The organism is Streptomyces sp. NBC_01689 (assembly GCF_036250675.1).
In the GTDB taxonomy this organism is placed as follows: domain Bacteria; phylum Actinomycetota; class Actinomycetes; order Streptomycetales; family Streptomycetaceae; genus Streptomyces.
Genome location: NZ_CP109592.1, coordinates 7,025,441 through 7,038,470, shown reverse-complemented (window position 1 = coordinate 7,038,470; position 13,030 = coordinate 7,025,441). Strand labels below are relative to the sequence as shown.

The window sequence follows — 13,030 nt, the reverse complement described above, 5'->3', positions numbered from 1 at the left end:
CGGTGGGCACCGGGTGCGGTACCGGGTCCACGGACAGCGGGTCCGCGGGTCCGCCGGGTCAGCAGGTCCGCGGGTCCGCCGGGTCAGCGGACGGGATGGCCCGCGTCGCGGAGCGTCTCCTTCACCTCGCCGATCCGCAGGTCGCCGAAGTGGAAGACGGACGCGGCGAGCACCGCGTCGGCGCCCGCGGCGACGGCGGGCGGGAAGTCGGCGAGCCGGCCCGCGCCGCCGCTGGCGATCAGCGGCACGGTGACGTGCTTGCGGACGGCCCGGATCATCTCCATGTCGTAGCCGTCCTTCGTCCCGTCCGCGTCCATCGAGTTGAGCAGGATCTCGCCCGCGCCCAGCTCGGCGGCCCGGTGGGCCCACTCGACGGCGTCGATGCCGGTCCCCTTGCGGCCGCCGTGGGTGGTGACCTCGAAGGAACCGCCCTCCGTGCGCCGCGCGTCCACCGACAGCACGAGGACCTGCCGGCCGAAACGCTCGGCGATCTCACGGATGAGGTCGGGCCGGGCGATCGCGGCCGTGTTGACCCCGACCTTGTCCGCGCCCGCGCGCAGCAGCTTGTCCACGTCCTCGGCGGTGCGCACCCCGCCGCCCACGGTGAGCGGGATGAAGACCTGCTCGGCGGTGCGCCGCACCACGTCGTACGTGGTCTCGCGGTTGCCGGAGGAGGCGGTGATGTCCAGGAACGTCAGTTCGTCGGCGCCCTCGGCGTCGTACACCTTGGCCATCTCGACCGGGTCGCCCGCGTCCCGCAGGTTCTGGAAGTTGACGCCCTTGACGACCCGGCCGTTGTCCACGTCCAGGCAGGGGATGACTCGTACCGCCAGGGTCATGACCGCTCTCCGTCCCGGTACGCCTCGACCTCGACCTCGACCACCAGTCGCGGGTCCACCAGGCCGGCCACGATGACCATCGTCGCGGCGGGGCGGGCGGCGTCGAAGAGCTCCTTGTGGGCGCGGCCCACCTCCTCCACGTCCCGGGCGTGGGTCAGGTACATACGGGTCCGCACCACGTCGTCGCGGCCGAGCCCGAGCTCCCGGAGCGCGGTGAGCGCGACGCCGAAGGAGGTGACGGCCTGTTCGTACGGGCCGCCGTCGACGATCGTGCCGTCGACCACCGAGGTGCAGCCGGAGACCAGCACCAGACCGCCCGGCAGTTCCACGGCTCGGGAGTACCCGAAGGTCTCCTCCCAGGGCGCGCCGCTCGTGAGGCGTCGGACGCCGCTCACCGGGCCACCGCCTCCAGGGCCTCTTCCAGGGTGAACGCCTTCGCGTACAGGGCCTTTCCGACGATCGAGCCCTCGACGCCGAGGGGGACGAGCTCGGCGATGGCGCGCAGGTCGTCGAGGGAGGAGACCCCGCCGGAGGCGACCACGGGGCGGTCCGTGACGGCGCAGACGTTCCTGAGCAGCTCCAGGTTCGGGCCCTGGAGCGTGCCGTCCTTGGCGATGTCGGTGACCACGTAACGCGCGCAGCCCTCGGAGTCGAGGCGCGCCAGCGTCTCGTAGAGGTCGCCGCCGTCGCGGGTCCAGCCGCGCCCGCGCAGGGTCGTGCCGCGGACGTCGAGGCCGACGGCGATCCTGTCGCCGTGCTCGCCGATGACCTTGGCGACCCACTCGGGGGTCTCCAGGGCGGCGGTGCCGAGATTGACCCGGGTGCAGCCGGTGGCGAGGGCGGCGGCGAGCGTGTCGTCGTCGCGGATGCCGCCGGACAGTTCGACCTTGATGTCCATGGCGCCGGCGACCTCGGCGATCAGGCCGCGGTTGTCACCGGTCCCGAAGGCGGCGTCCAGGTCGACCAGGTGCAGCCACTCGGCGCCCGCACGCTGCCAGGCGAGGGCGGCCTCCAGAGGGGAGCCGTAAGAAGTTTCCGTCCCCGACTCGCCGTGCACGAGGCGGACGGCCTGGCCGTCGCGGACGTCGACGGCGGGGAGGAGTTCGAGCTTGCTCACAGTGTTCCGATCCAGTTGGTGAGGAGCTGGGCTCCGGCGTCGCCGGACTTCTCGGGGTGGAACTGGGTGGCCCACAGGGCGCCGTTCTCGACGGCCGCCACGAAGGGTTCGCCGTGCGTCGCCCAGGTGACCAGGGGCGCGCGCATCGCCGGGTTCGTGACGTCCAGGGACCAGTCGTGGACGGCGTACGAGTGGACGAAGTAGAAGCGCGCGTCGGCGTCGAGTCCCGCGAAGAGCCGCGAGCCCGCCGGTGCCTCGACGGTGTTCCAGCCCATGTGGGGCACGATGTCGGCCCGCAGCGGCTCGACCGCGCCCGGCCACTCGTCGAGGCCCTCGGTCTCCACGCCGTGCTCGATGCCGCGCGCGAAGAGGATCTGCATGCCCACGCAGATGCCCATCACGGGGCGTCCGCCCGCCAGCCGGCGGCCGATGATCCAGTCGCCGCGGGCCCCCCGGAGGCCCTTCATGCAGGCGGCGAACGCGCCGACGCCGGGCACCAGCAGCCCGTCCGCGTTCATCGCCGTGTCGTAGTCACGGGTGATCTCGACCTCCGCGCCGGCGCGGGCGAGGGCGCGCTCGGCGGAGCGCACGTTCCCGAAGCCGTAGTCGAAGACGACGACCTTCCTGGCGCCGCTCAATTCCACACCTCCAGCCTCATGACCCCCGCGACCAGGCACATCGCCGCGCCGATGGAGAGCAGCACGATGAGGCTCTTGGGCATCTCCTGCTTGACGAAGGAGTAGATGCCGCCGAGGAGGAAGAGTCCGACGACGATCAGGATGCTCGACAGGCCGGTCACAGTGTCTTTCCGTTCGCTTCTGCGCCCGGGCGGCAGGGTGCCGCGGGCATCGTCGTCCGCGGCGCGCCGGCCGCGCGGGCGGCGCTCACAGCGCGCCCTTGGTGGAGGGGAGGATGCCGACGGCGCGCGGGTCGCGCTCGGAGGCGTAGCGCAGCGCCCGGGCCAGCGCCTTGAACTGGCACTCCACGATGTGGTGCGCGTTGCGTCCGTAAGGCACGTGGACGTGCAGGGCGATCTGGGCCTGGGCGACGAAGGACTCCAGGATGTGCCGGGTCATCGTCGTGTCGTACTCGCCGATCATCGGCGCCATGTTCTCGGGCTCGGTGTGCACGAGGTAGGGGCGGCCGGACAGGTCGACGGTGACCTGGGCGAGGGACTCGTCCAGCGGGACCGTGCAGTTGCCGAAGCGGTAGATGCCGACCTTGTCGCCGAGCGCCTGCTTGAAGGCGGCACCCAGGGCGAGGGCGGTGTCCTCGATGGTGTGGTGCGAGTCGATGTGCAGGTCGCCCTCGGTCTTCACGGTCAGGTCGAACAGACCGTGCCGGCCGAGCTGGTCGAGCATGTGGTCGTAGAAGCCGACGCCCGTCGACACCTCGACCCGGCCGGACCCGTCGAGGTCGATCTCGACGAGGACCGACGTCTCCTTGGTGGTGCGCTCCACTCTTCCGACGCGGCTCATGCGCTCTGCTCCTTCTTCAACTCACGGACCGCGTCCAGGAACGCGTCGTTCTCGGCCGGGGTGCCCGCGGAGACCCGCAGTCGGCCCGGTACGCCGTTGTCTCTGACCAGGACGCCCCGGTCGAGGATCCTCCGCCACGCGTCGTGGGCGTCCGCGAAGCGGCCGAACTGCACGAAGTTGGCGTCCGACTCGGTCACCTCGTACCCGATCGCGCGCAGTTCGGTGACCAGCCGGTCCCGCTCGGCCTTCAGCCGCTCCACGTACGCGAGCAGGGTGTCGGTGTGCTCCAGGGCGGCCAGGGCCGTGGCCTGGGTGACGGCCGACAGGTGGTAGGGCAGCCGTACGAGCTGTACGGCGTCGACGACCGCCGGGTGCGCGGCGAGGTAGCCCAGGCGCAGCCCGGCCGCGCCGAACGCCTTCGACATCGTCCGCGAGACGACGAGATTCGGCCGTCCTTCGAGCAGCGGCAGCAGCGACGCGCCGTGGCTGAACTCGACGTAGGCCTCGTCCACGATCACCATCGACGGCTTGGCCGCCTGCGCGGCCTCGTACAGCGCGAGGACCGTGTCGCTCGGCAGGGCGTTGCCGGTGGGGTTGTTGGGGGTGGTGAGGAAGACGACGTCGGGGCGGTGCTCCGCGACGGCCCGCTCGGCGGCGACGGGGTCGATGGTGAAGTCCTCGTCGCGCGGGCCCGCGATCCAGCCCGTGCCGGTGCCGCGCGCGATCAGCGCGTGCATCGAGTACGAGGGCTCGAAGCCGATAGCCGTCCGGCCGGGGCCGCCGAAGGTCTGCAGCAGCTGCTGGATGACCTCGTTGGAGCCGTTGGCCGCCCAGACGTTCTCGACGCCGACGTGGTGGCCGCCGGTCCTCGTGAGATAGCGGGCCAGTTCGGTGCGCAGCTGCACCGCGTCCCGGTCGGGGTAGCGGTTGAGGTCGCGGGCGGCCTCACGCACCCGCTCGGCGATCCGCTCGACGAGGGGTTCGGGCAGCGGGTAGGGGTTCTCGTTGGTGTTCAGCCGTACGGCGACGTCGAGCTGGGGCGCGCCGTAGGGGGACTTGCCGCGCAGCTCGTCCCGTACGGGGAGGTCGTCGATGCCGGTCACTCGCCCTCGGCCGCCTTCCAGCCGCGCGAGACTCGTTCGTCTCCGGCGAAACGTGCTTTGACCGCCGCGCCGTGCGCGGGCAGGTCCTCCGCCTCCGCGAGGGTCACCACGTGGTGCGCGACGTCGGCGAGCGCGTCGCGCGTGTAGTCGACGATGTGGATGCCGCGCAGGAACGACTGCACGGACAGGCCCGAGGAGTGGCAGGCGCAGCCGCCGGTGGGCAGGACGTGGTTGGAGCCCGCCGCGTAGTCGCCGAGGGAGACGGGCGCCCAGGGGCCGACGAAGATCGCTCCGGCGTTCCTGACCCGGTCGGCGACCGCCGCCGCGTCGGCCGTCTGGATCTCCAGGTGTTCGGCTCCGTAGGCGTCGACGACGCGCAGGCCCTCGTCGACGCCGTCGACCAGGACGATCGCGGACTGCCGGCCCGTCAGGGCGGGGACGATCCGGTCGTCGATGTGCTTGGTGGCCGCGATCTGCGGTTCCAGTTCCTTCTCGACCGCGTCCGCGAGGGCCGGCGAGTCGGTGACCAGGACGGCCGCGGCCAGCGGGTCGTGCTCGGCCTGGCTGATCAGGTCGGCGGCGACGTGCACCGGGTCGGCGGTCTCGTCGGCGAGGACGGCGATCTCGGTGGGTCCCGCCTCGGTGTCGATGCCGATCCGGCCGGTGAAGTACCGCTTGGCGGCGGCGACCCAGATGTTGCCGGGGCCGGTGACCATGGTGGCCGGCGCGCAGGACTCGGTGCCGTACGCGAACATCGCGACGGCCTGGGCGCCGCCCGCCGCGTACACCTCGTCGATGCCGAGGAGGGCGCAGGCGGCGAGGATCGTCGGGTGGGGGAGGCCGTCGAACTCGCTCTGCGGCGGGGAGGCGAGCGCCATGGAGGGCACGCCGGCCTCCTGCGCCGGGACCGCGTTCATGATCACGGACGAGGGGTATACGGACCGGCCGCCGGGCGCGTAGAGACCGACGCGGTCGACGGGCACCCACTTCTCGGTGACCGAGCCGCCCTGGACGACCTGGGTGGTGTGCGAGGTGCGGCGCTGCGCGCGGTGGACGAGACGGGCCCGGCGGATGGACTCCTCCAGGGCCGCGCGGACGGCCGGGTCGAGGCGCTCCAGGGCGTCCGTGAGGGCCTGCGCCGGGACCCGCACGGCTTCCAGCCGAACGCCGTCGAACTTCTCCGCATAGTCGATCAGCGCCGCGTCCCCCCGATGATGCACGGCCTCGCAGATCGGTCGCACCTTCTCCAGGGCGGCCGATACGTCGAAGTCGGCTCGGGGCAGCAGGTCGCGCAGGGCGGTGCCCTCGGGGAGGGCGTCGCCGCGCAGATCGATTCGGGAGATCACGTGGGCAATTCTCTCAGACCGAGATAAGGCGCCGGTCGCCCGTATCAATGACTGATACAAGCCACCGGTGTCTCCCCCGGTACATCGTCGTCACCAGTAGCGTTCGGCCTGTCACACAGCGGGCATGAACGGTTGTACGAAACCCGCGAGTAGCTGGGGAGGAAGGGAAGCACCGTGACCGAGGGTGCCGGCCTCCGCGCCGGGGACCTGCCGGACGAACTGACCGCCGCCGAGGCCGGGATGTGGCAGGCCTTCCGCAACGGCAGCGTGTACGACCTGCGCGACGGGGACACCGCCGTGGACGATCCGCACGGCGGCCACCCCTGGGGTCCCGAGCGCAGCGTGCGGGCACGGATCGTGGCGTGGCTGCTGCTCGACGGGCCGCCGGCCCTGCAGGGCCGGGTCGCCTCGCTGAAGCTGACCGGCGTCCGGATCCGCGACGTCCTGGATCTCGCGGGCGGCACCGTGGTGCCGTACGTCGAGCTGAAGGGCTGCCGGTTCGAGAAGGAGGTCCTGCTGCCGGAGGCCCGCTTCACGACCGTGCGCCTGGTCGACTGCTCGGTGCCGCGCCTGGAGGCGGCCCGGGTGCACACGGAGGGCGACCTGCATCTGCCGCGCTGCCGCTTCCACAACGGCGTACGGCTGACCGACGCGCACATCGGCACCGACCTGATGCTCAACCAGGCCGTGGTCTACCGGGACCGGCGCGGCCGCTCGATCACCGGCGACGGGATGACGGTGGGGCAGGACCTGCAGGCGGAGATGCTGGAGTCGCACGGCGAGCTGAGCCTGCGCGGCGCGACCGTCGGCGTCTCCCTCAGCCTGCGCGGCAGCAGGCTGAGCAATCCGTACACCCGGCTCGCCCTGAACGCGCCCCAGCTGACCGTCAACCGCACGCTGTACATGACACCCGCGGCGGTCGGAGCGCCCTGGCTGACCAGCGGCACCACCCCGGCGCGCGGCACGCTGGTGCAGCGGTTCGAGTGCCGGGGCGGGATACGGCTGGACGACGGGCGGTTCGGAGACGCGGTCGACTTCGAGCGGGCCCGCTTCACCTTCGACGACGACCAGGAGCTGTCGCTGCTGCGGGTGCAGACACCGGAACTGCGCTTTCTCGGGGAGCGGCCCGAGCGGGGCAAGGTCGTCCTGTCCGGCGCGCGGATCGTCAATCTGGTCGACCGGGCGGACAGCTGGCCCCGGCCGGGCAATCTGCACATGGGCGGCTTCAGCTACGAGAACCTCGTGCCCCAGGGCGCGTTCCCGCTGACGCGGCGGCTGGAGTGGGTGGCGGCGGCGACCGCCGAGTACAGCCCGGAGCCGTACGAGCGGCTGGCCACCGTGCTGCGCGACTCCGGCGAGGACGAGGACGCCCGCGAGGTGCTGCTCGCCAAGCAGCGCCGCCGCCGCGAGACGCTGCCGCTCGCGGCCAAGCTGTGGGGGTACGCGCAGGACTGGACGGTCGCCTACGGCTACCGGCCCGGCCGTGCGGCCCTGTGGATGGCGGTGCTGTGGGCGGCGACGTCGATCGCGTTCTCGCACGCGAGCCATCCGCCGGTCGACGACGGCGGACATCCGCCCTGGAACGCGGCGCTGTTCGCCCTGGACCTGCTGCTGCCCGTGATCGACCTCGGACAGGTGGGCGTCTGGCAGCTGCGCGGCGGCTGGCAGTGGCTGGCCGCCGTGGTGATCCTGCTCGGCTGGATCCTGGCGACGACGGTGGCGGCCGGGGCGACACGGCTGCTGAGGCGCAGCTGACCGCATCGCGGCCAACCTGGCCGGGGCCGGGGCCGGGGGCCGCTCCTGTTGACCAGGGTTCAATAGCCGGGAAACGGGCATTATTTGCCCATTCTTGAATGTTCGGCGTACAACCAATCAGCGGTTACGAAAGCTTCACCGCGCCCCCTCTGGCACAGCTCCGACCTGCGTCTTTCAATGGTCGACACCATGGCACTGCTGCGCGCGCTCATCCGCACGGCCCGGATGGCCCGGAACTCCCCCCGTCTCGCCTCCGGCCTGCCCGCCGACGACGAGGTGCTGCTGGACGCCCCCGACGACCGGCTCGGCCCGGCCCTGGTCGGCGCGGGCCGCGGCGAGTACGGCACCACGGCCAAGCTGCTCGCGACCACCCGCGAGGCCGCCGAGTGGGAGAACCGCGACCGGTACACGATGCGGCTCGCCGCCTTCGCGCGGTGTCGTGGCGAGTGGCTGGAGAAGTGGCAGAGCGACTCCCCGCACGACCCGGACGCGCTCCTGGTCAAGGCGGAACTCGCGGTGCGCCGCTGGTGGGAGTCGCCCGCGCGGGCCGAGCTGCTGCGGCAGGTCGGCCCGCTCATCACGTCCGCGGCCGAGGGCGACCCGCACGACCCGGTGCCGTGGCGGATCGCGCTCGACCACGCCCGGGGGACCAACGCCGGACACACCGAGTTCGAGAAGTTGTGGGGCGAGGCCGTACGCCGCTCCCCCCACCACTACGGATGCCACGTCGCCGCCCTGAAGTACCTCTCGGCCGCCTGGTACGGCTCGCACCGCGAGTGCTTCGACTTCGCCGAACGGGCAGCCCAGGACGCGCTGCCGGGCTCCCTGGTGCAGGCCCTGCCGGTGCGCGCCGCCTTCGCGTTCCTCACCGAGGGCGGCGGGGCCGTGGTGCGGCGCGAACGGCTCGACGCGGCGGCCGACCTCGCCATCGCGGTCTCGGCGGCCTACGGACCCGCCGATCCGTGGCCCGCCGAGGTCCGCAATCTGCTCACCTACGTCCTGATCAGGCTGGAACGCTGGACGGACGCCCTGGAACAGCTCCGTCTGATCGGCCCCTACGCCACCTCGTTCCCCTGGGACCGGGTCTCGGACGACCCCCTCGGCCAGTTCCTGGAACTGCGCGACGGGGTCCGTCTGGAGGTCGCGTCCCGCATGCCCGTACATCCACGGAGTGAGCACGGCGGACGCGCTCCCTCCGGCGACCATTAGGCTTGCCCGTCGTGACCACCGTCCGGCTCCCCCTCTTCCCGCTGAACTCGGTACTGTTCCCGGGGCTCGTGCTTCCTCTGAACATCTTCGAGGAGCGCTATCGCGCCATGATGCGCGATCTGTTGAAGACCCCCGAGGACGAACCGCGCCGGTTCGCCGTCGTCGCGATCCGCGACGGGCACGAGGTCGCGACGAGCGGCCCCGGCATGCCGGACCAGACCGCCGTACCCGACCGCGGACCCGCGGCCGGCTTCGGCGACAACCCCTTCCTCGCCTTCCACGAGGTGGGCTGCATCGCGGACGCCGCGACCATCCGGGAGCGCGCCGACGGCAGCTTCGAGGTGCTGGCCACCGGCACCACCCGGGTCCGCCTGCTGTCCGTCGAGGCCTCCGGGGCGTTCCTCACGGCCGAGCTGGAGGAACTGCCGGAGGACCCCGGTGAGGAGGCGGGCGCACTCGCCGAGGGCGTGCTCCGCGCCTTCCGCCAGTATCAGAAGCGGCTCGCGGGCGCCCGCGAACGGTCCCTGTCCACGGGCGCCGACCTCCCGGACGAACCGGCGGTCGTCTCGTACCTGGTGGCGGCCGCCGCGATGCTCGACATCCCGGCCAAACAGCAGCTGCTCCAGGCCTCCGACACGGCCTCCCGCCTCCGCGAGGAGCTGAAACTCCTGCGCGCGGAGACCGCGATCATCCGTAACCTGCCGTCGTTGCCGGCGTCGGACCTGACGCGCGGCCCCACGAGCCTGAACTGACACCCCTCGCGCATCCGGGAAGGCCGATGGCCAAGAAGCCGAAGAAACAGCAGCAGTCCGGCGGCACGCCCGCGACCGTCGCCCTGACGGCGGCGGGCGTCCCGTACACCGTGCACGCCTACGAGCACGACCCCGCGCACCCCTCCTACGGCGAGGAGGCGGCCGAGGCGATGGGCGTCTCCCCCGACCGGGTCTTCAAGACCCTCGTCGCGGACGTGGACGGCGCCCTCGTCGTCGCGGTGGTCCCGGTCGCCGGCTCCCTGGACCTGAAGGCCCTGGCCACCGCGGTGGGCGGCAAGCGGGCCGCGATGGCCGACCCGGCGGCCGCCGAACGCACCACGGGGTACGTCCGAGGCGGCATCTCACCCCTCGGCCAGCGCAAGCGGCTCCGTACGGTGCTGGACGCGTCCGCGCGGCTGCACGAGACGATCTGTGTCTCGGCGGGACGGCGCGGCCTGGAGGTCGAACTGGCCCCCGACGACCTCGCCGCACTCACGAACGCGGTCCGCGCACCGGTCGCACGGGACTGAACCGGCCCCGTCCGCATCCCGGGGCCTGATGCGCGAGGGCGCGCATCTCCAGCCCGTCCGGCGTTCGAGGACGAGCCCTTCGGGCGATGCGGGGGTCCAGGGGGCGCAGCGCCCCTGGCGGGGTCCGGGGCGGAGCCCCGGGGGACGGGACGGGTAGGGGCGGCGGGGGCGAAAACCCCCGCCCGGCGGAGGCCGTCAGCTCGCCGGAGGCCCCGCCGGGAACCCCGGGTACGGACTCTCGTACGGATCCGGATCCCGCGGCCCGAACAACGCGGTCAACCCGAGATGCACCACCAGCGCCCCCAACGACCAGGCCAGCAACGCCCCCTTCGCCCCCAGCTTCAACGGCGCCGAGAACGTCACCCCCTTGCCCACGGCCTTCGCATGGGCGACCACGTTCTGCGTGGGCCCCAGATACACCCCGAGCCGCCACGCGAGCACCGACCCGAGCAGCCCCCCGACCGCGAGCCCGACGACCAGCGGCACACCCCCACGCCGCCGCACCAGGAACACCACGGCCGCGCTGACCACCCCGAACGCGAGCGCCAGCAGCGTGAACGTCCCGTCCACCCCGATGGCCTGCTCCCCCTCGGTGTCCTTCAGGTACACCGCGGTGTCGTCCGCGACCAGCGGCACGTGCGGCGCCAGCCACCACCACAGCACCCCGAGCAGCACCCCCGCGAGCGCCACCGCCACCGTGACGACGGCGGCCTCCAGCAGTTCGGCCCTCGTCCCGGGCCCGTCCTTCCCGTACCCGGCGGGCCCGGCGGCGCCACCGGCGGGCGGCGCCTGCCACCCGTGGGCGTCGTCCGAGGGCTGGTGGTGCGGCGGCGGAGGCGGAGTCAGCGGTGCGGTCACCCTGACATCGTGCCAGGCCCGGCCGCGGGCCGCGTCACCGGACGGCCGCCCGGCGGTACGCCCAGGTCGCCACGGCCAGCGAGGCGACCCCGACACCGGCGCAGACGGCGAGATCACCGAGGACGAAGGTCCAGTCCGGATGCGGCCCGAACGTGCGCGCGAACGCCTCGACGCCGTACGTCGAGGGCAGCAGGTCACGCCCGTACTGCACGACCGTCGGCAGCCGGTCGGCCGGCAGCACCCCCAGCAGCAGCGCGGCGGACATGCCGAGCTGCCCGAGCAGCGTCGCGAGTTCGGGCCGCGGCGCGAGCAGCCCGAGGGCCGCCCCCAGCCCGGCGAGCGCCGCGCCGGCCAGCGGGATCACCGCGACGAGCACCCACAGATGGGCCATCGGGAGCCCGAAGAGCACACAGCCGAAGACGGCGGTGGCGACGGTCCCGGGCACGGTGAAGGACGCGTACGCGCCCGCCGCGCCGAGGACCACGGCCGCCGGGGGCACCGGCAGCGTGGCGTAGTGGTCGAGGCCGCCGCCGGCCCGCAGGTGCCCGAAGTACTGGGCGAGGAGGTTCAGCGCGACGAAGGCGACCACCAGGACCGACGCCCCGGCCACCACGGCCCGTGCCTCGCCCCCGCCGTCCACCACGCCCCGCATCAGGATCATGATCCCGACGGACTGGAAGGTGGCCACGAACAGCAGCGGGATCCGGGCCACCCGTGCCCGGGACAGCTGCGCCCGGTACACGGCGGCGAGGGAGGGCCACAGCCGGGCCCTCGGCCCCAGTTCCACGGCGTCACCGATCTCCTCGGCCACGGACAGCGCGCTGCCCGGCAGCACCTCGGCGGGTACGACACTCACGTCGAGCTGCTCCTCTTCACTCCGGCAGCCGTCCTGTCCCCGACATCTCCGTCGCCCTTGTCGCCCCTGTCGCGCACGCCCATGACGCCCCTCCCCGTCCGTACGGACTCCCCTACGGATTCCAGGCCCCTCGTGCTCATGCCTTCACCAGTCCCTGCGTGTCGCCGCCGAGCGCCAGGTACACGTCCTCCAGGCTCGGCGTGGCCAGGGTGAAGTCGTCGAGGGCGGCGAAGGCGGCGCCGCCGGTGACCGTGGCGACCGCCGCCCGGGCCTCCTCGGGGGCGAGCCGCAGGGTCCAGCGGCGGCCCGACTCGACGGCCCGGGAGCGCAGCGCGGCGACCTCGGGCACGTGCAGCGGGGCGTTCTCCCGCCAGACGAGTTCGACCCGGACCTCGCCCGCGACCCGCTCCTTCAGGCCGGCCGGGGTGTCGCAGGCGATGACGCGGCCGTGGTCGAGGACGGCGACCCGGTCGAGGACGGTCTCGGCCTCGATGACGTTGTGGGTGACCAGCAGCACGGTCGTGCCGCGCTCGGCCCGGCGCCGGTCGACGGCGGCCCACACGGCCCGCCGGGCGACGGGGTCCATGCCGGTGGTCGGCTCGTCGAGGACCAGCAGCGGCCGCTCCCCGACCAGGGCGGTGGCGACACAGGCCAGCCGGCGCTGTCCGCCCGACAGCTTCTTCAGGGGGCGGGAGGCCAGCGGGGTCAGGCCCAGCTCGTCGAGGACGGCGTCCCGCTCGGCCCGTGCGTCACGCAGCTCCAGCCCGCGCAGCCGCGCGGTCGTCTCCGCAGCCAGCGACACGGTCAGCTCGTCGAGCGCCGTGGACTCCTGTCCGAGGTAGGCGAGGATCCGCGCCGCCCGCTCGGGATGGCGCACGATGTCGTGCCCGAGGATCTCCACGCTGCCCTTGTCGGGCCGCATGAGCCCGGTGAGCTGGCGTACCAGGGTGGACTTGCCGGCACCGTTCGGTCCGAGCAGTCCGAAGATCTCGCCGCGCCGGATGTCCAGCCGCACCCCGTCCGTGGCCCGCACCTCGGGCGTGCCGGGGGCGCCCCGCCGTCCGCGGACGGCGGGGTACGTCTTGGTCAGCCCGCGCACGGCGCACACGAGACCGCCCCCGTGTCCGTTCCGGACTGCCTGTGCCGTGCGCGTACTCACGAAGGACGAGCCTACGGGGTCCGATGCC

The 13,030-nt window shown here is 73.0% G+C and carries 15 protein-coding genes; 4 read left to right on the top strand and 11 right to left on the bottom strand.

The window, feature by feature from the left end; genetic code table 11:
• Nucleotides 1-83: 83 nt before the first annotated feature.
• From hisF to hisD, 8 genes are all read right to left on the bottom strand, one after another.
• Complete coding sequence (gene hisF / locus OG776_RS30050) at nucleotides 84-839, bottom strand: imidazole glycerol phosphate synthase subunit HisF (protein WP_148013539.1); 756 nt, start codon at nucleotides 837-839, stop codon at nucleotides 84-86.
• Complete coding sequence (locus OG776_RS30045; RefSeq protein WP_148013540.1) at nucleotides 836-1,234, bottom strand: RidA family protein; 399 nt, start codon at nucleotides 1,232-1,234, stop codon at nucleotides 836-838. The genes hisF and OG776_RS30045 overlap by 4 nt, the downstream gene beginning before the upstream one ends.
• The gene (gene priA, locus OG776_RS30040) at nucleotides 1,231-1,956 is read right to left on the bottom strand and encodes a bifunctional 1-(5-phosphoribosyl)-5-((5-phosphoribosylamino)methylideneamino)imidazole-4-carboxamide isomerase/phosphoribosylanthranilate isomerase PriA (protein WP_329322823.1); all 726 of its coding nucleotides are present in this window, start codon (nucleotides 1,954-1,956) and stop codon (nucleotides 1,231-1,233) included. Before priA ends, OG776_RS30045 begins: the two co-directional genes overlap by 4 nt.
• The gene (hisH, locus tag OG776_RS30035; protein ID WP_148013542.1) at nucleotides 1,953-2,600 is read right to left on the bottom strand and encodes an imidazole glycerol phosphate synthase subunit HisH; all 648 of its coding nucleotides are present in this window, start codon (nucleotides 2,598-2,600) and stop codon (nucleotides 1,953-1,955) included. Before hisH ends, priA begins: the two co-directional genes overlap by 4 nt.
• Nucleotides 2,591-2,755, bottom strand: a complete 165-nt coding sequence (locus tag OG776_RS30030; protein ID WP_187285985.1) for a hypothetical protein — start codon at nucleotides 2,753-2,755, stop codon at nucleotides 2,591-2,593. The genes hisH and OG776_RS30030 overlap by 10 nt, the downstream gene beginning before the upstream one ends.
• Before the next feature lie 85 nt (nucleotides 2,756-2,840).
• Nucleotides 2,841-3,434 (bottom strand): imidazoleglycerol-phosphate dehydratase HisB, encoded by a 594-nt coding sequence (gene hisB / locus OG776_RS30025; protein WP_148013543.1) that lies wholly within the window; start codon nucleotides 3,432-3,434, stop codon nucleotides 2,841-2,843.
• Nucleotides 3,431-4,537, bottom strand: coding sequence for a histidinol-phosphate transaminase (locus tag OG776_RS30020; RefSeq protein ID WP_148013544.1), 1,107 nt, complete (start codon nucleotides 4,535-4,537; stop codon nucleotides 3,431-3,433). The genes hisB and OG776_RS30020 overlap by 4 nt, the downstream gene beginning before the upstream one ends.
• Nucleotides 4,534-5,883, bottom strand: a complete 1,350-nt coding sequence (hisD, locus tag OG776_RS30015; protein WP_148013545.1) for a histidinol dehydrogenase — start codon at nucleotides 5,881-5,883, stop codon at nucleotides 4,534-4,536. The genes OG776_RS30020 and hisD overlap by 4 nt, the downstream gene beginning before the upstream one ends.
• 174 nt (nucleotides 5,884-6,057) lie before the next feature.
• Between hisD and OG776_RS30010 the strand changes: the two genes are divergently transcribed.
• The 4 genes from OG776_RS30010 (at nucleotide 6,058) to ybaK (ending at nucleotide 10,129) form a co-directional block, all read left to right on the top strand.
• Nucleotides 6,058-7,638 carry an oxidoreductase gene (locus OG776_RS30010; RefSeq protein ID WP_148013546.1) on the top strand — a complete coding sequence of 527 codons (1,581 nt, stop codon included), beginning with the start codon at nucleotides 6,058-6,060 and terminating at the stop codon, nucleotides 7,636-7,638.
• 189 nt (nucleotides 7,639-7,827) lie between these two features.
• Nucleotides 7,828-8,847, top strand: coding sequence for a hypothetical protein (locus OG776_RS30005; RefSeq protein WP_148013547.1), 1,020 nt, complete (start codon nucleotides 7,828-7,830; stop codon nucleotides 8,845-8,847).
• Nucleotides 8,848-8,858: 11 nt separating this feature from the next.
• Complete coding sequence (locus tag OG776_RS30000) at nucleotides 8,859-9,599, top strand: LON peptidase substrate-binding domain-containing protein (protein ID WP_148013548.1); 741 nt, start codon at nucleotides 8,859-8,861, stop codon at nucleotides 9,597-9,599.
• Nucleotides 9,600-9,625: 26 nt separating this feature from the next.
• The gene (gene ybaK / locus OG776_RS29995) at nucleotides 9,626-10,129 is read left to right on the top strand and encodes a Cys-tRNA(Pro) deacylase (protein ID WP_148013549.1); all 504 of its coding nucleotides are present in this window, start codon (nucleotides 9,626-9,628) and stop codon (nucleotides 10,127-10,129) included.
• A 195-nt stretch (nucleotides 10,130-10,324) separates the two neighbouring features.
• Here ybaK and OG776_RS29990 read toward each other — a convergent pair whose 3' ends face one another.
• From OG776_RS29990 to OG776_RS29980, 3 genes are all read right to left on the bottom strand, one after another.
• Nucleotides 10,325-10,987 (bottom strand): AAA family ATPase, encoded by a 663-nt coding sequence (locus OG776_RS29990; RefSeq protein WP_148013550.1) that lies wholly within the window; start codon nucleotides 10,985-10,987, stop codon nucleotides 10,325-10,327.
• Between the two features lie 34 nt (nucleotides 10,988-11,021).
• Nucleotides 11,022-11,843 carry an ABC transporter permease gene (locus OG776_RS29985; RefSeq protein ID WP_148013551.1) on the bottom strand — a complete coding sequence of 274 codons (822 nt, stop codon included), beginning with the start codon at nucleotides 11,841-11,843 and terminating at the stop codon, nucleotides 11,022-11,024.
• 136 nt (nucleotides 11,844-11,979) lie between these two features.
• The gene (locus tag OG776_RS29980) at nucleotides 11,980-12,951 is read right to left on the bottom strand and encodes an ABC transporter ATP-binding protein (protein WP_148014092.1); all 972 of its coding nucleotides are present in this window, start codon (nucleotides 12,949-12,951) and stop codon (nucleotides 11,980-11,982) included.
• Nucleotides 12,952-13,030: the final 79 nt, after the last annotated feature.

Excerpts from the sequence above, each read along its gene's own strand:
- hisF (WP_148013539.1), bottom strand. The coding sequence starts at position 839 with ATGACCCTGGCGGTACGAGTCATCCCCTGCCTGGACGTGGACAACGGC.
- hisB (WP_148013543.1), bottom strand. The coding sequence starts at position 3,434 with ATGAGCCGCGTCGGAAGAGTGGAGCGCACCACCAAGGAGACGTCGGTC.
- OG776_RS30005 (WP_148013547.1), top strand. The coding sequence starts at position 7,828 with ATGGCACTGCTGCGCGCGCTCATCCGCACGGCCCGGATGGCCCGGAAC.
- ybaK (WP_148013549.1), top strand. The coding sequence starts at position 9,626 with ATGGCCAAGAAGCCGAAGAAACAGCAGCAGTCCGGCGGCACGCCCGCG.